The organism is Streptomyces sp. NPDC058092 (genome assembly GCF_042884935.1).
Lineage (GTDB): Bacteria > Actinomycetota > Actinomycetes > Streptomycetales > Streptomycetaceae > Streptomyces.
The window spans coordinates 40416-57632 of record NZ_JBHVSY010000024.1; the positions used below are offsets into that span (position 1 = coordinate 40416).

The window sequence follows — 17217 nt, forward strand, 5'->3', positions numbered from 1 at the left end:
GAAGATCGAGCCCGTCCGGTGTTTGAGGACCGGGGGTCGGGGCGGAGTCCTACGGCAGTGCCAGCATCCGCTCCAGCGCCAGCTTCGCGTACTTCTCCGTCTCCGGGTCGACCTCGATCCGGTTGACCAGGTTCCCCTCGGCCAGCGACTCCAGGGCCCACACCAGGTGCGGCAGGTCGATCCGGTTCATCGTCGAGCAGAAGCACACCGTCTTGTCGAGGAAGACGATCTCCTTGTCCTCGGCCGCGAACCGGTTGGCCAGGCGGCGCACCAGGTTCAGCTCGGTGCCGATCGCCCACTTCGAGCCGGCCGGCGCCGCCTCCAGGGCCTTGATGATGTACTCCGTCGAGCCGACGTAGTCCGCCGCCGCCACGACCTCGTGCCTGCACTCCGGGTGCACCAGCACATTGACGCCCGGAATGCGCTCGCGCACATCGTTGACGGAGTCGATCGAGAAGCGCCCGTGCACCGAGCAGTGCCCGCGCCACAGGATCATTTTGGCGTTGCGCAGCTCCTCGGCGGTGAGGCCGCCGTTCGGCTTGTGCGGGTTGTAGAGGACGCAGTCCTCCAGCGTCATCCCCAGGTCCCGGACCGCGGTGTTCCGGCCCAGGTGCTGGTCGGGCAGGAAGAGCACCTTCTCCCCCTGCTCGAAGGCCCACTCCAGCGCCCGCTCGGCGTTGGACGAGGTGCAGATCGTGCCGCCGTGCCGGCCGGTGAAGGCCTTGATGTCGGCGGAGGAGTTCATGTACGAGACGGGTACGACCTGCTCGGCGACCCCGGCCTCGGTCAGTACGTCCCAGCACTCGGCGACCTGCTCGGCGGTGGCCATGTCGGCCATCGAGCAGCCCGCCGCCAGGTCCGGCAGCACGACCTTCTGGTCGTCGGTGGTCAGGATGTCCGCGGACTCGGCCATGAAGTGCACGCCGCAGAAGACGATGTACTCCGCCTCCGGGCGCGCCGCCGCGTCCCGGGCGAGCTTGAAGGAGTCGCCGGTGACGTCCGCGAACTGGATGACCTCGTCGCGCTGGTAGTGGTGGCCGAGGACGAACACCTTGTCCCCGAGCTTCTCCCTGGCCGCGCGGGCACGTTCCACCAGGTCCGGGTCGGACGGGGAGGGCAGGTCGCCGGGACACTCGACGCCGCGCTCGCTCCTCGGGTCGGCCTCGCGGCCGAGCAGGAGCAGCGCGAGGGGCGTCGGCTGGACGTCGAGATCCTGGACGGGGTGGGCCGTGGTCACGTCACGCACCCTTTCTTCTCTGCGGAAAGCCTTTTCGTCGAATTGACGTTATCTATCATATCCGGTTCACGTCACTTTGACGACGGCCATAGTGTCGATGTGACGCATACCGCGGGGTGGCCGGTGTGCGAGCATGAATGGAACAGGCAAGCGCTCGGCCCGGAATGAATCCGCGGTCCCGACGGTTGCAACGTCGGCAAGCAGTCTCCGTACAACCCGGGAGAGAAGCAGATGTCCGTATCGGACGAGACCACCACCGTGAGCGACGGCATCCTCCTGTCCGACGCCGCCGCAGCCAAGGTCAAGGGCCTGCTGGAGCAGGAAGGCCGTGACGACCTGGCGCTGCGCGTCGCCGTCCAGCCCGGCGGTTGCTCGGGCCTGCGCTACCAGCTCTTCTTCGACGAGCGTTCGCTCGACGGCGACGTCGTGAAGGACTTCGACGGCGTCAAGGTCGTCACCGACCGGATGAGCGCTCCGTACCTGGGCGGCGCCTCCATCGACTTCGTCGACACCATCGAGAAGCAGGGCTTCACGATCGACAACCCGAACGCCACGGGCTCCTGCGCCTGCGGCGACTCCTTCAGCTAAAACCTGACGGAATCGGCGGAACGAACGGTGGCGGTCCCGGAATCCGGGACCGCCACCGTCGTCGTATGCGCGGGCGCGCGTCAGGCGCGGGGCACGTCGCCGCCCGATGCCGCGTCGACCACCGTCCGGTCACCGAGCGGCGCGTCCAGCGTCACCGTCCGGGTCAGCTCCTTGGCAATCATGATGCAGACCTTCCTGCCGGCCGGCTTCGACTCCGTCACCGTCACCCGCACCGACTTCCCGTCCTCGGTCGCGCTCGCCGCGTACGTGCTGCACACCCCGCCCCAGAACGTCACCGACAGGGTCCGCCCGTCGGCGCTGTACGACAGGATCTGCTGCGGGGACTTCTCCGCGTCCCCCCGGGGCGGGGTCGTCGTCGACGGTGCGTCCTTCGTCAGATACGCGGGGTCCACGGCGACCTGCGACACGGTGCTGCCCATGCCGGGTGCGGCCGGCCGCACCGAGAAGAGCCAGGACGGTACGAGCGTCCGCTTGCCCGCCACGTACTGACTCGTCAGCCCGAACACCGCCTTGTCGACCGTCACGGTGGTCGTCGTCGGCTCCGCGCCGGTCCGCGTCCCGCAGTGGACCCCAGGCGATTTCAGGCCATCCTGCAGCGGTACGGGATCGGCGCAGCCACCGATGTCCGCGCGCCCGTCCGTCCGGGACGCCGACCCGTTCAGCTGCTTCAGCGCCTCGCTCGCGCTGATCACCGGATAGCTGTCCCCCTTCGCCAGCCCCTTCAACTGGCCGCTGCCGCCGACCACTTCGCCGTCCGGACCGATCTGGATGCCGGTCGACCAGCCGTAGGCGGGAAGGCCGTCCACCTTCGGGTCGGCGTTCACCACCCGTACCGAACCCATGAGCTGGCGGGCGTCGAGCGCGGCGTCGTCCTGGCCCACCGCCTTCAGGACCGGCGTCGCGGCAGCCCTCGCGGCGCTCTCGCTCACCGGGGAACCGCTGCCGCCCGGGGCCGCCTTCCGGCCGGAACAGACCGTGGTGCTCTCGCAGTTGTCCGTACCGCCGGAGCCGTACCGGGCGAAACTCCAGGTGCCGGGAGCCTGCTTGCCCACCCGCAGGACCGGGCCCGAGCCGTCCCCGTCGGACCCCACCTTCCAGGACGTGCCCTCCGCCCGCGGCGTGCCCTCCAGACCCAGCGCCTTCGCCAGCCGGGCCACCTCCGCCGCGGAGACGGTCCCCTCGGCGTGCTGCACCGCCGCCGTACGCGGCCCCTCGGGCAACTCGCCGGACGCACGGTAGACCACCCGGCCGCCGTTCGGATCGGGTTCGCCCGGCGCGATGCCCGGTGGGACCCCGCCGGGTGCCGCCGGGCCGCCCACGCGCCCGTCCAGGGCCAGCGGGGGAGGGGCCGGCTTCCCGCTGCCGGACGCGTTGCCGCCGCTCCTGCCCTCGCCGTCCGCCGCGGTCGCGGCCCAGTACGCGCCGCCGCCCCCGGCCAGCAGTACGGCAGCCGCCACCGAGGCCACGGCGAGCGGCGAACGCCGCCGGGGGCTCGTCACGTCGTTGTCGGGTCGCTCGGTGCTCACCGGATCCGCTCCTTCGCCTGCGTTGCCGTCACAGGCCTCACCCGGCCTGCCGTCCGTCCCACGGGGTCGGGGACAACGGTGGGACGGGGCACAGGAGCGCTCGGTTCCCTCAGGGGGCGTCGGAGGTGATCGGCGCCGTTCTCAGTCGCCGTACTCGGACATGGCGTCGATCAGCCGGGCGGAGGCGGCCGGCACCGTCACACCGTGGATCAGGGACGGCGCGACCCGGGCGGGGGCGGACTTCGCGGGGACCACCCAGTGCGGAGCCATCCGCGCGCAGTCACCGCGCAGCTCGGCCAGGCTCATCTCGGACTCGCGCGTAGCGATGTGGTTCGACATAACCGCACCGTAGGCGCCACGCGCCTCGGGAAGAAAGACCTACTATCGGGTAGTTTTCACCCCTTCGGGGTGAGTGCGGAGAGAGGTAGCGTGAACTGTCACGCCGCCCAGGGAACGCAGTCACCCGTTCCCTCCGATCTCCGCAGGAGCAGTCTCCCCGTGCGAATCGCAGTCACCGGCTCCATCGCCACCGATCACCTCATGACCTTCCCCGGCCGCTTCGCCGACCAGCTGGTCGCGGATCAGCTGCACACGGTCTCGCTCTCCTTCCTGGTCGACAACCTCGACGTGCGCCGGGGCGGTGTCGCCGCCAATATCTGCTTCGGCATGGGCCTGCTGGGCACCAGCCCGATCCTGGTCGGTGCCGCGGGCGCCGACTTCGACGAGTACCGCGCCTGGCTCGACCGCCACGGCGTCGACACGGGTTCGGTCAGGATCTCCGAGGTCCTGCACACCGCCCGCTTCGTCTGCACGACGGACGCGGACCACAACCAGATCGGCTCCTTCTACACGGGTGCGATGAGCGAGGCCCGCCTCATCGAGCTGAAGGCCGTCGCCGACCGGGTCGGCGGCCTCGACCTCGTCTCGATCGGTGCCGACGACCCCGAGGGGATGCTCCGCCACACCGAGGAGTGCCGCACCCGGGGCATCCCGTTCGCCGCGGACTTCTCGCAGCAGATCGCCCGGATGGACGGCGACGAGATCCGGATCCTCCTCGACGGCGCCGTGTACCTCTTCTCCAACGAGTACGAGAAGGGGCTCATCGAGTCCAAGACCGGCTGGACCGACGAGGAGATCCTGGCCAAGGTCGGCCACCGGGTCACCACGCTCGGCGCCCGCGGTGTCCGGATCGAGCGGGTCGGCCAGGAGGCGATCGAGGTCGGCTGCCCGGAGGAGGAGATCAAGGCCGACCCGACCGGTGTCGGCGACGCCTTCCGCGCCGGATTCCTCTCCGGTCTCGCCTGGGGCGTCGGACTGGAGCGCGCCGCCCAGGTCGGCTGCATGCTCGCCACGCTGGTCATCGAGACCGTCGGCACCCAGGAGTACACCCTGCGCCGCGCCCACTTCATGGACCGCTTCACCAAGGCGTACGGCCACGACGCCGCCGCCGAGGTCCGCGCGCACCTGGGCTGATCCCGCGGGCACCTCAGGTCAGCCGGCGGACCACATAGGCCGAGCCACGGTCCGCCGGCTCCACGCCCACGTACTCCTGCTCACGCATCGCGCACCAGGCCGGAATGTCCAGGCGGGCCGCCTCGTCGTCGGAGAGCACGGTCACCGTCCCGCCCGGCGGCACCTCCCCGATCACCTTTGCGAGCTCGATCACCGGGATCGGGCACCGCTTCCCGAGGGCATCGACCACCAGGGACGCGGCCGCGGCGGGGGAGGGCGGCGCCGAGACGGGCGCGCCCAGCCTCTCCCGTACCTCCGCCACCACCCGGGGCAGCACGTCCAGGAAGCGGTCGACGTCCTCGTCCGCCGTGCCGGCCGGCAGCGACACCCGTACGTTCCCCTCCGACAGCACTCCCATCGCCTTGAGCACATGGCTCGGAATCAGCGTGCTGCTGGTGCAGGAGGAACCGGACGATACGGAGAATTCCGCCCGGTCCAGCTCATGGAGCAGTGTCTCCCCGTCGACATAGAGACAGGAGAAGGTCACCAGATGCGGCAGCCGCCGCACCGGATCGCCGACCACCTCCACATCCGGCACCAGCTCGGGCACCCGGGCCCTGATGCGGTCCACCAGGGCCCGCAGCCGCACGGACTCCGCCGCCGCTTCCGCCCGCACCGCCCGCAGCGACGCCGCCGCGGCCACGATCGCCGGAAGGTTCTCGAACCCCGCGGCCCGCCCCGACTCCCGGTCGTCGGCCGGTCCTTGAACCGCGAACCGCACCCCCTTGCGTACGGCCAGCAGCCCGACCCCCGAGGGCCCGCCCCACTTGTGCGCGCTGGCCGCCAGCAGCGACCAGCCCTCCGGCACCGGCCCCCAGCCCAGCGACTGCGCGGCATCCACCAGCAGCGGCACCCCCGCCGCCCGGCAGACCTCCGCCACCTCGGCCACCGGCTGCTCGGTGCCGACCTCGTGATTCGCGGACTGCAGACAGGCCAGCGCGGTGTCCTCGCGCAGCGCGTCCGCGTACCCCGCCGCGCTCACCGCCCCCGACCGGTCGACCGCGACCTCGGAGACCGATCCGCCCTGCGCCTCGTGGGCGGCCGCCGCATGGAGCACCGACGAGTGCTCGACAGCGGAGATGGCCAGATGGCGGCCGACACGCCGACGCCCCGCGAGAGCTCCGGAAATTCCGGAGTGCACCGCCCGCGTACCCGAAGGAGTGAATGTGAGCTCGTCCGGACGGCACCCGACGGCGTCCGCGGCGGCCTCCCGGGCCGCGTCCAGCAAGAGGCGGGCCCGCCGCCCCTCGCGGTAGAGCCTGGCCGGGTCGGCCCACCCCTCGTCCAGCGCGGCAAGCAGCGCCTGCCGGGCGACGGGGTGCAGGGGAGCGGAGGAAGCGGCGTCGAAGTAGGGCACGCTGCCACGCTAGCCCGCGCGGGGCCCGGAGCCGTGGACGGGCCGCCCGCGCGGCCAGGAGAGGGGGCGTCAGATGACGGCCGGAGGCCCGTATTCCACCCCTTCGGGGAGTCGGACGGCGCGTTGGGCACCCTCCCCGCGCGGCCCCAAATAGCGTCCAGTAGGGTTTGGTCCGCATAAACATCCAAACCCCTGCCCGCGTCAGGGCGGCGACCGACCAGAGACACGGCCGCGCCGACCGCGCGGGCGAGACTCTCGGGAAGGCGCTACGTGAGTCCCAACGGCTCCGACCGCTCGTCGCGGCGCCCGATGCGGCGGAAGCTGCCGCAGGTGCTGACTGCGGGCCTGATCCTGGCGACCGCAACCGGTTGCACATACAAGGACTTCCCCCGCCTTGGTATGCCCACTCCGGTGACGGAAGAGGCACCACGGATCCTTTCCCTCTGGCAGGGCTCGTGGGCGGCAGCGCTCGCCACGGGTGTGCTGGTCTGGGGCCTGATCCTGTGGAGCGTCATCTTCCACCGGCGCAGCCGCACCAAGGTCCAGGTTCCTCCGCAGACCAGGTACAACATGCCCATCGAGGCGCTGTACACCGTGGTCCCTCTGATCATCGTCTCGGTGTTGTTCTACTTCACCGCGCGCGATGAATCGAAGCTCCTCACGCTCTCCCCGAAGCCCGCCCACACCATCAACGTGGTCGGCTACCAGTGGAGCTGGGGATTCAACTACATCGAGAACGTGGACGGCTCGCTCGCCACGGGCAAACAGATCCCCAAGGAGCTCGATGCCATTCCGGAAAGGTTCCGGAAGGACTTCCCCAAGGGCGCAGAGGGCGTCTACGACTACGGCATCCCGGGAACGCGGAATCCGCAGAACGGCAACCCGGGTCCGACCCTGTGGCTGCCGAAGGGCGAGAAGGTCCGCTTCGTTCTGACTTCGCGTGACGTCATCCACTCCTTCTGGGTGGTGCCGTTCCTCATGAAGCAGGACGTCTTTCCGGGCCACACCAACGCCTTCGAGGTGACTCCCAACCAAGAGGGCACCTTCATGGGCAAGTGCGCCGAGCTCTGTGGCGTCGACCACTCCCGGATGCTCTTCAACGTCAAGGTCGTCTCCCCGGAGCGCTACCAGGCGCACCTCAAGGAGCTGGCGAAGAAGGGCCAGACGGGCTACGTGCCGGCCGGCATCGAGCAGACTGACCCGGCCAGGAATGCGGAGACGAACAAACTGTGAGCATCCTCAACGAACCTCAGGGTGCCGCGGCAGCAGACGACTCGTACGAGGACGAGCTGCCGGTCCGGCGCAAGCAGCCGGGAAACGTCGTCATCAAGTGGCTGACCACCACTGACCACAAGACGATCGGCACGATGTACCTGGTCACATCGTTCGCGTTCTTCTGCATCGGCGGTCTGATGGCGCTCTTCATGCGCGCCGAACTGGCCCGTCCCGGCACGCAGATCATGTCGAACGAGCAGTTCAACCAGGCGTTCACGATGCACGGCACGATCATGCTGCTGATGTTCGCGACGCCGCTGTTCGCCGGATTCGCGAACTGGATCATGCCGCTGCAGATCGGCGCGCCCGATGTGGCGTTCCCGCGGCTGAACATGTTCGCGTACTGGCTGTACCTCTTCGGCTCGATCATCGCGGTGGCCGGCTTCCTCACCCCGCAGGGTGCGGCCGACTTCGGCTGGTTCGCCTACTCCCCGCTGACCGACGCGGTCCGTTCGCCGGGCATCGGCGGCGACATGTGGATCATGGGTCTGGCCTTCTCCGGCTTCGGCACGATCCTCGGTTCGGTCAACTTCATCACCACGATCATCTGCATGCGCGCCCCTGGCATGACGATGTTCCGCATGCCGATCTTCGTCTGGAACGTCCTGCTGACCGCTGTACTGGTCCTGCTGGCCTTCCCGGTCCTCGCCGCCGCGCTCTTCGCGCTGGAGGTCGACCGCAAGTTCGGCGCGCATGTGTTCGATGCAGCCAATGGCGGCGCCCTGCTCTGGCAACACCTCTTCTGGTTCTTCGGCCATCCAGAGGTGTACATCATCGCTTTGCCGTTCTTCGGAATCATTTCCGAAGTGATTCCGGTGTTCAGCCGCAAGCCGATGTTCGGCTACATCGGTCTGATCAGCGCGACGATCGCCATCGCCGGCCTCTCCGTGACCGTGTGGGCGCACCACATGTACGTCACCGGCGGTGTGCTGTTGCCGTTCTTCTCGTTCATGACCTTCCTCATCGCGGTACCGACCGGTGTGAAGTTCTTCAACTGGATCGGCACGATGTGGAAGGGGTCGTTGTCCTTCGAGACACCGATGCTCTGGGCCGTCGGCTTCCTGATCACCTTCACCTTCGGTGGTCTGACCGGTGTCATCCTGGCGTCGCCCCCGATGGACTTCCACGTATCGGACTCGTACTTCGTCGTCGCGCACTTCCACTACGTCGTCTTCGGCACCGTGGTCTTCGCGATGTTCTCCGGATTCCACTTCTGGTGGCCGAAGTTCACCGGCAAGATGCTGGACGAGCGGCTCGGCAAGATCACGTTCTGGACGCTGTTCGTGGGCTTCCACGGCACGTTCCTGGTGCAGCACTGGCTGGGTGCCGAGGGCATGCCGCGTCGTTACGCGGACTACCTCGCCGCAGACGGCTTCACCGCGCTGAACACGATCTCGACGATCTCCTCGTTCCTGCTCGGCCTGTCGATGCTGCCGTTCTTCTACAACGTGTGGAAGACCGCCAAGTACGGCAAGAAGATCGAGGTCGACGACCCGTGGGGCTACGGCCGTTCGCTGGAGTGGGCGACCTCCTGCCCGCCGCCGCGGCACAACTTCCTCACCCTGCCGCGGATCCGTTCCGAATCCCCGGCGTTCGACCTGCACCACCCGGAGATCGCGGCGCTCGAGCTGCTGGAGCACCACTCCGAGGCCGACAAGGCGCTCACTGGTGGCAAGGAGGCCGGCAAGTGAAGATCCAGGGCAAGCTGTTCATCTGGCTGAGCGTTTTCTTCCTCGCCCTGGCCGTCACGTACGGCGTGTGGTCGAAGGAGCCGGCCGGTACCACCGCGCTCGTCCTGGCCTTCGGCCTGAGCATCATGATCGGCTTCTACCTGGCCTTCACGGCCAGGCGGGTCGACGCCATGGCGCAGGACAACAAGGAAGCCGATGTCGCGGACGAGGCCGGCGAGGTGGGGTTCTTCTCCCCGCACAGCTGGCAGCCGCTCGCGCTGGCCACCGGTGGCGCCCTCGCCTTCCTGGGCATCGTCTTCGGCTGGTGGCTGCTCTACTACTCGGTCCCGGTGATCCTGGTCGGCCTGTTCGGCTGGGTCTTCGAGTACTACCGCGGTGAGAACCGCACCCAGTGACCTCGCGTCACCGCTCCACCTGACGGGGGGCCCGTACTTCTCCACCAAAAGGAGTACGGGTCCCCCGTTTGCAGTCACATCGCGCGCTTATAGGGATGAATCTCCATAACGTGTGTTCATGAGCCACACGCCGCGCTTCCGCCCCGTAGTCAGCAGCACTCTGCTGGTCATGACCCTGGTCGCAGGTGTGACCGCCTGTGGGTCCGACGGCCACCCGCTCGCGGCGAAACCGTACGACGCGACGGACGAGATCTCCGCCAACGTCCCCGCGGGCGACGAGAAGGCCGACCCCGACAAGCCGCTCGAAGTCAACGTCGAGGACGGCGACGGCCGGATCACGGACGTGACGGCCACGGACACGACCGGACGCCATCTGGCGGGCGAACTGGACGCCGACGGGAGGCGCTGGCACTCCACCTCCCCGCTCGCCGCCGGCACCCGCTACACCGTCCAGGTCAGCATGGAGGACGGCGACGGCGCCCCGGGCGGCCGTACGCTCTCGTTCGAGACCGCCTCCGTCCGGGCCAAGAAGGTCCTGAAGGTCACATTCGGCCCCCAGGCGGGCACCTACGGGGTAGGACAGCCCATCACGGCGCAACTCAGCACTCCGGTCAAGGACAAGGCGTCCAGGGCCACCGTGGAGCGCGCCCTGCGCGTCCGTTCCGCGCCCGCCGTGACCGGCTCCTGGTACTGGGTCGACGACAAGACCCTGCACTACCGCCCCAAGGAGTACTGGCCCGCCGGAGCCACCATCGACGTCACCAGCGGCCTGGCCGGCATCAAGGTCGGCGACAACCTGTACGGAGCGCCCGTGAAGGCGCTGAAGCTCACCACGGGCGACCGCATCGAGGCCATCACCGACGCCGCCGCGCACACGATGACGGTCAAGCGCAACGGGAAAGTGATCAACACCATTCCGGTGACCACCGGCAAGCCCGGCTTCGCCACCAGAAACGGCGTCAAGGTCGTGCTGAGCAAGGAGTACTCCGTACGCATGCGCGGCGAGACCGTCGGCATCTCGGAGGACTCCTCCGACGGGTACGACCTGATGGTCCACTACGCGACCCGCGTCACCTGGAGCGGCGAGTACGTGCACGCGGCCCCCTGGTCCACCGGATCCCAGGGGTACGCGAACGTCAGCCACGGCTGTACGGGCATGAGCACCAGCCTGGCCGAGTGGTTCTTCAACACCGTGCACACGGGCGACATCGTCCAGGTCGTCGGCAGCCAGGGCGAGACGATGACGCCGTTCGACAACGGCTTCGGCGACTGGAACCTGTCCTGGGCGAAATGGCAGCAGGGCAGCGCCCTGCAGAAGAACGACGCGCCGGACCGCACGGAGACGATCCAGGCGGCGCGACTGCGCCCCGAGGTCTGACCGGCCCGGGGAGCGCGCTGCCCCTCGGCGGAGCCGCGGCGGGCCTCAGGCGTCCACGCAGTCCCTGCTGCGCAGCAGAGCGGCCAGGGCGTCCGCGAACTCGACCGGTTCGACCGGAAGGGTCACCGCGGCGTCCGCACGGCTCCAGGTGGCCAGCCAGGCGTCCTGAGGGCGTCCGATCAGCAGCAGCACCGGCGGGCAGCGGAAGATCTCGTCCTTGATCTGCCGGCAGACGCCCATACCGCCCGCCGGGGCCGCCTCACCGTCCAGGACGCAGACATCGATGCCGCCGTTGTCCAGCGCCTGCAGGACGGCGGGCAGCGTGGCGCACTCCAGGAACTCCACCGGTGGCACATCGGCCGCGGGCCTGCGCCCGGCTGCCAGCCTCACCTGCTCACGGGTGTTGGCGTCGTCGCTGTAGACCAGGACCGTGGCGGTCGGCTGCATTGTTCCTCCGTGACATCTGTGTCTTCGGGGCTTGCCGGGCATGAACCGATGCGCGGATCGTACTCCGCCCGATGGGCTGTCAGCACCGCCCGGGACAGCGGATTCATGGGCTGTTCGGGGAGGGCACACCCTGTTGACACACCGAACAGCACCCCCCGGGGTGAGGGCGGGATAAGGGACCGACATAATGTCGAGCGTGGCGACAGCAACGACAGTAGAAACCGGGCACGCGCACCCGTCGGTCAATCGACCGAACCTCACCAGCGTCGGAACCATCATCTGGTTGAGTTCCGAGCTGATGTTCTTCGCGGCCCTCTTCGCGATGTACTTCACCCTGCGATCGGTGACGGGACCGGATCACTGGAAGGAAATGGCTTCGGCCCTGAACTTCCCGTTCTCGGCGACGAACACCACGATCCTGGTGCTTTCCTCACTCACCTGCCAGCTCGGCGTCTTCGCCGCGGAGCGGGGCGATGTGAAGAAACTCCGTGCCTGGTTCGTGATCACGTTCGTGATGGGTGCGATCTTCATCGGAGGCCAGGTCTTCGAGTACACCGAGCTGGTGAAGAAGGACGGCCTCTCGCTGTCCTCCGACCCGTACGGCTCGGTGTTCTACCTGACGACCGGCTTCCACGGGCTGCACGTGACAGGCGGTCTCATCGCCTTCCTGCTCGTTCTGGGCAGGACATACGCAGCCAAGAGGTTCACCCACGAACAGGCCACCGCTGCCATCGTCGTGTCCTATTACTGGCACTTCGTCGATGTCGTGTGGATCGGCCTCTTCGCCACGATCTACATGATCAAGTAACCGGGCTCGAACCCGAACCACATCCAGCATCGACGCAGAAGATCCTGACACCGGGGTAATCCGTGAAAAAGCTCTCCGCACGACGACGCCATCCGTTGGCGGCGGTTGTCGTACTACTCCTCGCGCTGGCGGCTACTGGGGGGCTGTACGCCGCGTTTGCGCCCGCGAGTAAGGCGCAGGCCGACGAAACCGCCCAGTCCCTCGCCATCGACGAGGGCAAGAAGCTGTACTCCGTCGGTTGCGCCAGCTGCCACGGAATCGGCGGTCGGGGCACCACCGACGGGCCGAGCCTGGTGGGCGTGGGCTCCGCCGCCGTGGACTTCCAGGTCGGTACGGGCCGCATGCCGGCGCAGCAGCCGGGTGCCCAGGTACCGAAGAAGAAGGTCATCTACAGCCAGTCCGAGATCGACCAGCTCGCGGCGTACGTCGCGTCGCTCGGCGCCGGTCCGATCGTTCCGACCAAGAGCCAGGTCAGCCCTGACGGCGCGGACATCGCCAAGGGTGGCGACCTGTTCCGTACCAACTGCGCTCAGTGCCACAACTTCACCGGCGAGGGTGGTGCGCTGACGAACGGCAAGTACGCGCCCAGCCTCGAAGGCGTGGACCCGAAGCACATGTACGAGGCCATGCAGACCGGCCCGCAGAGCATGCCGACCTTCCCGGACACGACGATGCCCGAGCAGCAGAAGCGGGACATCATCGCGTACGTCCAGACCGTGAACAGCGCCCAGTCGGAGAACCCGGGCGGTCTCAAGCTGGGTGGCCTGGGGCCGGTCAGCGAAGGCTTGTTCGGCTGGATCTTCGGGCTCGGCGCCCTGATCGCACTTGCCATTTGGGTCGCGGCCCACACCGCTAAGGCCAAGAAGTCATGAGTAGCCAAGAGATTCCAGACGAGAACCTGCCCGCTGAGCAGGACCACGCGCACGGCGCGGTAACGGTCGCGGACGACCCGTTCGCCGACCCGGGGCTGCCGGCCCACAAGCCGCGCATCCAGGACATCGACGAACGTGCCGCGAAGCGCTCCGAGCGCACCGTCGCGTTCATGTTCACGCTGTCCATGCTGGCGACGGTCGGCTTCATCGCCTCGTACGTCATCTTCCCGGTCGACAAGATCGTGTACATCTGGCCCTTCGGCCATGTGAGCGCGCTCAACTTCTCCCTGGGTCTGACCCTGGGCGTGGCCCTCTTCACGATCGGCGCAGGTGCCGTCCACTGGGCGCGCACCCTGATGACCGACGTGGAGGTCGCCGACGACCGGCACGCCATCGAGGCCGAGCCCGAGGTCAGGGCGAAGGTTCTCGCCGACTTCGCGGCAGGTGCCCAGGAGTCCGCGCTCGGCCGGCGCAAGCTGATCCGCAACACCATGTTCGGCGCGCTGGCCCTGGTGCCGCTCTCCGGTGTGGTGCTGCTGCGCGACCTCGGTCCGCTGCCGGAGAAGAAGCTCCGCAACACCCTGTGGGCCAAGGGCAAGCAGCTCATCAACATGAACACGATGCTGCCGCTTCGTCCCGAGGACGTCGCCGTCGGTTCGCTGACCTTCGCCATGCCCGAAGGGCTGACGGAGGAGGCGGAGGACTTCCAGAACCAGATCGCCAAGGCCGCGCTGATGATCATCCGCATCGAGCCGGAGAACATCAAGGACAAGCGCGAGCGCGAGTGGGCCCACGAGGGCATCGTGGCCTTCTCCAAGATCTGCACCCACGTCGGCTGCCCGATCAGCCTGTACGAGCAGCAGACGCACCACGTACTCTGCCCGTGCCACCAGTCCACCTTCGACCTCTCCGACGGCGCCCGCGTCATCTTCGGTCCGGCCGGTCACGCCCTTCCGCAGCTGCGGATCGGTGTGAACAGTGAGGGCAACCTCGAGGCGCTCGGTGACTTCGAAGAGCCCGTCGGTCCTGCATTCTGGGAGCGCGGATGAGTACTGCGACCACGAACACACCCGGTGCCGCCGCACCGGGCAATCGCAAGGCGCCCGCCGGCGAGCGGGTGGCCGACTGGGCGGACGGCCGGCTCGGGATCTACTCCCTGGCCAAGGCCAACATGCGCAAGATCTTCCCGGACCACTGGTCCTTCATGCTCGGTGAGATCGCCCTGTACAGCTTCATCATCATCATCCTCACGGGTGTGTATCTGACGCTGTTCTTCCACCCGAGCATGGGCGAGGTCGTGTACCACGGCTCGTACGAGCCGATGCAGGGCATCAAGATGTCCGAGGCCTACGCCTCGACACTGGACATCAGCTTCGACGTCCGTGGTGGCCTGCTGGTTCGCCAGATCCACCACTGGGCCGCGCTGATCTTCCTGGCCGGCATGTTCGTGCACATGATGCGCGTCTTCTTCACGGGTGCGTTCCGCAAGCCGCGTGAGGTCAACTGGTTGTTCGGCTTCCTGCTGTTCGTGCTGGGTATGTTCACGGGCTTCACCGGCTACTCGCTCCCGGACGACCTGCTGTCCGGTACGGGTGTCCGCTTCACCCAGGGCGCGATCCTGTCGATGCCGGTCGTCGGCACGTACATCTCGATGTTCATGTTCGGCGGCGAGTTCCCCGGCCACGACTTCGTCGGCCGGTTCTACTCGATCCACATCCTGCTGCTGCCGGGCATCATGCTCGGCCTGCTGGTGGCGCACCTGATCCTGGTCTTCTACCACAAGCACACGCAGTTCGCGGGTCCCGGCCGCACCAACAGGAACGTCGTCGGCATGCCGCTGTTGCCGGTGTACATGGCGAAGGCCGGTGGCTTCTTCTTCCTGGTCTTCGGCATCATCGCCGTCATCGCGGCCATCGCCTCGATCAACCCGATCTGGGCCATCGGCCCGTACCGCCCGGACCAGGTGTCCACCGGCGCCCAGCCCGACTGGTACATGGGCTTCGCCGAGGGTCTGATCCGAGTGATGCCCGGCTGGGAGATCAACCTCTGGGGTCACACGCTCGTCCTGGGTGTGTTCATCCCGCTGATGGCCTTCGGACTGGTGCTCGCGATCATCGCGGTCTACCCGTTCATCGAGTCCTGGATCACCGGGGACAAGCGCGAGCACCACATCCTGGACCGCCCGCGCAACGCCCCGACCCGGACGGCCTTCGGTGTCGCCTGGATCACCCTGTACTTCATCGTCTTCGTCGGCGGTGGCAACGACCTGTGGGCCACGCACTTCCACCTGTCGCTGAACGCCATTTCCTGGTTCGTCCGGATCTTCATCTTCGTGGGCCCGGTCCTCACGTTCATCGCCACCCGGCGGATCTGCCTCGGCCTCCAGCGCCGTGACAAGGAGAAGGTGCTGCACGGGCGCGAGTCCGGCATGATCAAGCGCCTGCCGCACGGTGAGTTCGTCGAGATCCACGAGCCGCTCGGCCCCGAGCAGCTGCACACGCTCACCGCGCACGAGCAGTACAAGCCGGCCGAGATCGGCCCGACGGTCGACGAGAACGGTGTCGAGCGCAAGGTGTCCGTCCTGCAGAAGCTGCGTGCCAAGCTCAGCAAGGGTTACTACGGCGAGGACAACCAGATCGCCAAGCCCACCGTCGAGGAGTACAAGGAGATCACCAGCGGCCACGGTCACCACTGATCGTCTGAACTGATCGCCACAGCAGGAGCCCCGTCCATCCGATGGACGGGGCTCTTCGCTGTCCCCGGCCCTCGATAGGGTGGGGCTATCCCTTTTATCGGCTGTGGACCCCAGGAGCGGACCATGAACGTTGTGACCCCGGTCGGCGGCGACAGCGTGGCGGACCGTTCCTGGCCCGGCCTGCTGAACCCGCTGCTGCGTGGCGAGAACCTGACCGCGGACGACACCGCGTGGGCGATGGACCGCATCATGAGCGGTGAGGCGAGCGATGTGCAGATCGCCGGTTTCGCGGTGGCCCTGCGCGCCAAGGGCGAGACGGTCGAGGAGGTGTCCGGGCTGGTGCGCGCGATGTACGAGCACGCCCACACCATCCACGTACCCGGCCGTACGGTCGACATCGTCGGCACCGGCGGCGACCTCGCCAAGACGGTCAACATCTCCACGATGTCGGCGATCGTCATCGCGGGCACCGGCGCCAAGGTCGTCAAGCACGGCAACCGCGCGTCCTCGTCGGCGAGCGGTTCCTCCGACGTGCTGGAGAAGCTCGGCGTCAATCTGGACCTCAGCGCGCAGCGGGTCGTCGAGGTCGCCGAGGAAGCGGGCATCACCCTCTGCTTCGCGGTGAAGTTCCACCCCGCTCTGCGGTACGTGGCCAGGGCCCGCAAGGAACTCGGTGCCCCGACGACGTTCAACATCCTGGGGCCGCTCACCAACCCGGCGAAGGTGCGCTCCCAGGCCATCGGCGTCGCCGACCTGCGGATGGCGCCCATCGTCGCCGGTGTCCTCGCCGAGCGCGGCAATTCGTCGCTGGTCTTCCGCGGCGACGACGGCCTGGACGAGCTGACGACGACCGCGACCTCGCGCGTCTGGGTGGTCCGGGACGGATCGGTGCGCGAGGAGGCGTTCGACCCGCGCGACGTCGGCCTGGACCTGGTGCCGCCACAGGCGCTCCGCGGCGGCGACCCCTCGTACAACGCGGACGTGGCCCGCCGGGTGCTGGCAGGCGAGCACGGGCCGGCGCGGGAGGCCGTGCTGCTCAACTCCGCGGCGGCGCTGGTGGCCCTGGACCCGACGGACGGCACACTCAACGAGCAGATCGCCGCCGGTATCGCGAAGGCGGCCGAGTCCATCGACTCGGGGGCGGCCCGGCAGGCGCTGGAGCGCTGGGTGGCGGTCAGCAACGCCTGAGCGGACGGAAGGTGACGCGGGGCGCGGTCCGGATCCTGGACCGCGCCTTGCGGGTCGACGCACGTATGGCAAGATGCTGCGCAGGTCATGAGTGACAGCGACTACGGCCCCGGCCCGCTGTCCGGCAACCCTCCGTCCGTGGCGGGGTGCCCCGGGTGAAGACCAGGCCGTAGGCAGCGAGGTCTGCGGCAAGCGCGGGCCCCTCGGCATCTGTGAATGCCAACCCC

16 protein-coding genes and 1 riboswitch are annotated in these 17217 nt (G+C 68.2%); of the genes, 11 read left to right on the forward strand and 5 right to left on the reverse strand.

Annotation, left to right across the window (positions count from 1 at the left end; all coding sequences use genetic code 11):
* Positions 1-49: 49 nt before the first annotated feature.
* Positions 50-1246 carry a quinolinate synthase NadA gene (gene nadA / locus ACFVV1_RS31275; RefSeq protein WP_389996139.1) on the reverse strand — a complete coding sequence of 399 codons (1197 nt, stop codon included), beginning with the start codon at positions 1244-1246 and terminating at the stop codon, positions 50-52.
* Positions 1247-1468: 222 nt separating this feature from the next.
* Between nadA and ACFVV1_RS31280 the strand changes: the two genes are divergently transcribed.
* Positions 1469-1825, forward strand: coding sequence for an iron-sulfur cluster assembly accessory protein (locus tag ACFVV1_RS31280; protein ID WP_030933606.1), 357 nt, complete (start codon positions 1469-1471; stop codon positions 1823-1825).
* Positions 1826-1905: 80 nt separating this feature from the next.
* Here ACFVV1_RS31280 and ACFVV1_RS31285 read toward each other — a convergent pair whose 3' ends face one another.
* Both ACFVV1_RS31285 and ACFVV1_RS31290 read right to left on the reverse strand, forming a co-directional pair.
* Entirely contained in the window at positions 1906-3372 is a 1467-nt protein-coding gene (locus tag ACFVV1_RS31285) for a hypothetical protein (protein ID WP_389996141.1), read from the reverse strand.
* 141 nt (positions 3373-3513) lie between these two features.
* Positions 3514-3711 carry a hypothetical protein gene (locus ACFVV1_RS31290; protein ID WP_389996144.1) on the reverse strand — a complete coding sequence of 66 codons (198 nt, stop codon included), beginning with the start codon at positions 3709-3711 and terminating at the stop codon, positions 3514-3516.
* Positions 3712-3870: 159 nt separating this feature from the next.
* On the opposite strand from ACFVV1_RS31290, the gene ACFVV1_RS31295 reads away from it, so the two are divergent.
* Complete coding sequence (locus ACFVV1_RS31295) at positions 3871-4845, forward strand: carbohydrate kinase family protein (protein WP_389996146.1); 975 nt, start codon at positions 3871-3873, stop codon at positions 4843-4845.
* Between the two features lie 13 nt (positions 4846-4858).
* On the opposite strand, the gene ACFVV1_RS31300 is transcribed toward ACFVV1_RS31295, so the two are convergent.
* Positions 4859-6241 (reverse strand): cysteine desulfurase/sulfurtransferase TusA family protein, encoded by a 1383-nt coding sequence (locus tag ACFVV1_RS31300; protein ID WP_389996149.1) that lies wholly within the window; start codon positions 6239-6241, stop codon positions 4859-4861.
* A 270-nt stretch (positions 6242-6511) separates the two neighbouring features.
* Here ACFVV1_RS31300 and coxB point away from each other — a divergent pair, with 270 nt between their 5' ends.
* The 4 genes from coxB (at position 6512) to ACFVV1_RS31320 (ending at position 10980) form a co-directional block, all read left to right on the forward strand.
* The gene (coxB, locus tag ACFVV1_RS31305; protein ID WP_389996152.1) at positions 6512-7474 is read left to right on the forward strand and encodes a cytochrome c oxidase subunit II; all 963 of its coding nucleotides are present in this window, start codon (positions 6512-6514) and stop codon (positions 7472-7474) included.
* Positions 7471-9207, forward strand: a complete 1737-nt coding sequence (gene ctaD / locus ACFVV1_RS31310) for a cytochrome c oxidase subunit I (RefSeq protein ID WP_389996154.1) — start codon at positions 7471-7473, stop codon at positions 9205-9207. Before coxB ends, ctaD begins: the two co-directional genes overlap by 4 nt.
* Entirely contained in the window at positions 9204-9602 is a 399-nt protein-coding gene (locus tag ACFVV1_RS31315) for a cytochrome c oxidase subunit 4 (protein ID WP_389996157.1), read from the forward strand. The genes ctaD and ACFVV1_RS31315 overlap by 4 nt, the downstream gene beginning before the upstream one ends.
* 118 nt (positions 9603-9720) lie before the next feature.
* Positions 9721-10980, forward strand: coding sequence for an Ig-like domain-containing protein (locus tag ACFVV1_RS31320; protein WP_389996160.1), 1260 nt, complete (start codon positions 9721-9723; stop codon positions 10978-10980).
* A 45-nt stretch (positions 10981-11025) separates the two neighbouring features.
* On the opposite strand, the gene ACFVV1_RS31325 is transcribed toward ACFVV1_RS31320, so the two are convergent.
* Positions 11026-11427, reverse strand: a complete 402-nt coding sequence (locus ACFVV1_RS31325) for a hypothetical protein (protein WP_389996163.1) — start codon at positions 11425-11427, stop codon at positions 11026-11028.
* Between the two features lie 187 nt (positions 11428-11614).
* Here ACFVV1_RS31325 and ACFVV1_RS31330 point away from each other — a divergent pair, with 187 nt between their 5' ends.
* The 5 genes from ACFVV1_RS31330 to trpD all read left to right on the forward strand — a co-directional run bounded on the left by ACFVV1_RS31330 (position 11615) and on the right by trpD (position 16990).
* Entirely contained in the window at positions 11615-12235 is a 621-nt protein-coding gene (locus tag ACFVV1_RS31330; protein ID WP_384459961.1) for a heme-copper oxidase subunit III, read from the forward strand.
* 62 nt (positions 12236-12297) lie between these two features.
* The gene (locus ACFVV1_RS31335; RefSeq protein ID WP_389996166.1) at positions 12298-13107 is read left to right on the forward strand and encodes a c-type cytochrome; all 810 of its coding nucleotides are present in this window, start codon (positions 12298-12300) and stop codon (positions 13105-13107) included.
* The gene (locus tag ACFVV1_RS31340) at positions 13104-14156 is read left to right on the forward strand and encodes a Rieske 2Fe-2S domain-containing protein (RefSeq protein WP_389996169.1); all 1053 of its coding nucleotides are present in this window, start codon (positions 13104-13106) and stop codon (positions 14154-14156) included. Before ACFVV1_RS31335 ends, ACFVV1_RS31340 begins: the two co-directional genes overlap by 4 nt.
* Entirely contained in the window at positions 14153-15802 is a 1650-nt protein-coding gene (locus ACFVV1_RS31345; RefSeq protein ID WP_389996171.1) for a cytochrome bc complex cytochrome b subunit, read from the forward strand. Before ACFVV1_RS31340 ends, ACFVV1_RS31345 begins: the two co-directional genes overlap by 4 nt.
* A gap of 123 nt (positions 15803-15925) precedes the next feature.
* Positions 15926-16990 carry an anthranilate phosphoribosyltransferase gene (gene trpD, locus ACFVV1_RS31350; RefSeq protein WP_389996174.1) on the forward strand — a complete coding sequence of 355 codons (1065 nt, stop codon included), beginning with the start codon at positions 15926-15928 and terminating at the stop codon, positions 16988-16990.
* A gap of 83 nt (positions 16991-17073) precedes the next feature.
* A riboswitch (SAM riboswitch) is annotated at positions 17074-17191 on the forward strand.
* The last annotated feature ends 26 nt before the right edge of the window (positions 17192-17217 follow it).

What these genes read in the sequence shown, in the direction of transcription:
- ACFVV1_RS31280 (WP_030933606.1), top strand. Translation starts at nt 1,469, where the DNA reads ATGTCCGTATCGGACGAGACCACCACCGTGAGCGACGGCATCCTCCTG.
- ACFVV1_RS31290 (WP_389996144.1), bottom strand. Translation starts at nt 3,711, where the DNA reads ATGTCGAACCACATCGCTACGCGCGAGTCCGAGATGAGCCTGGCCGAG.
- ACFVV1_RS31320 (WP_389996160.1), top strand. Translation starts at nt 9,721, where the DNA reads ATGAGCCACACGCCGCGCTTCCGCCCCGTAGTCAGCAGCACTCTGCTG.
- ACFVV1_RS31325 (WP_389996163.1), bottom strand. Translation starts at nt 11,427, where the DNA reads ATGCAGCCGACCGCCACGGTCCTGGTCTACAGCGACGACGCCAACACC.
- ACFVV1_RS31330 (WP_384459961.1), top strand. Translation starts at nt 11,615, where the DNA reads ATGTCGAGCGTGGCGACAGCAACGACAGTAGAAACCGGGCACGCGCAC.
- ACFVV1_RS31340 (WP_389996169.1), top strand. Translation starts at nt 13,104, where the DNA reads ATGAGTAGCCAAGAGATTCCAGACGAGAACCTGCCCGCTGAGCAGGAC.
- ACFVV1_RS31345 (WP_389996171.1), top strand. Translation starts at nt 14,153, where the DNA reads ATGAGTACTGCGACCACGAACACACCCGGTGCCGCCGCACCGGGCAAT.
- trpD (WP_389996174.1), top strand. Translation starts at nt 15,926, where the DNA reads ATGAACGTTGTGACCCCGGTCGGCGGCGACAGCGTGGCGGACCGTTCC.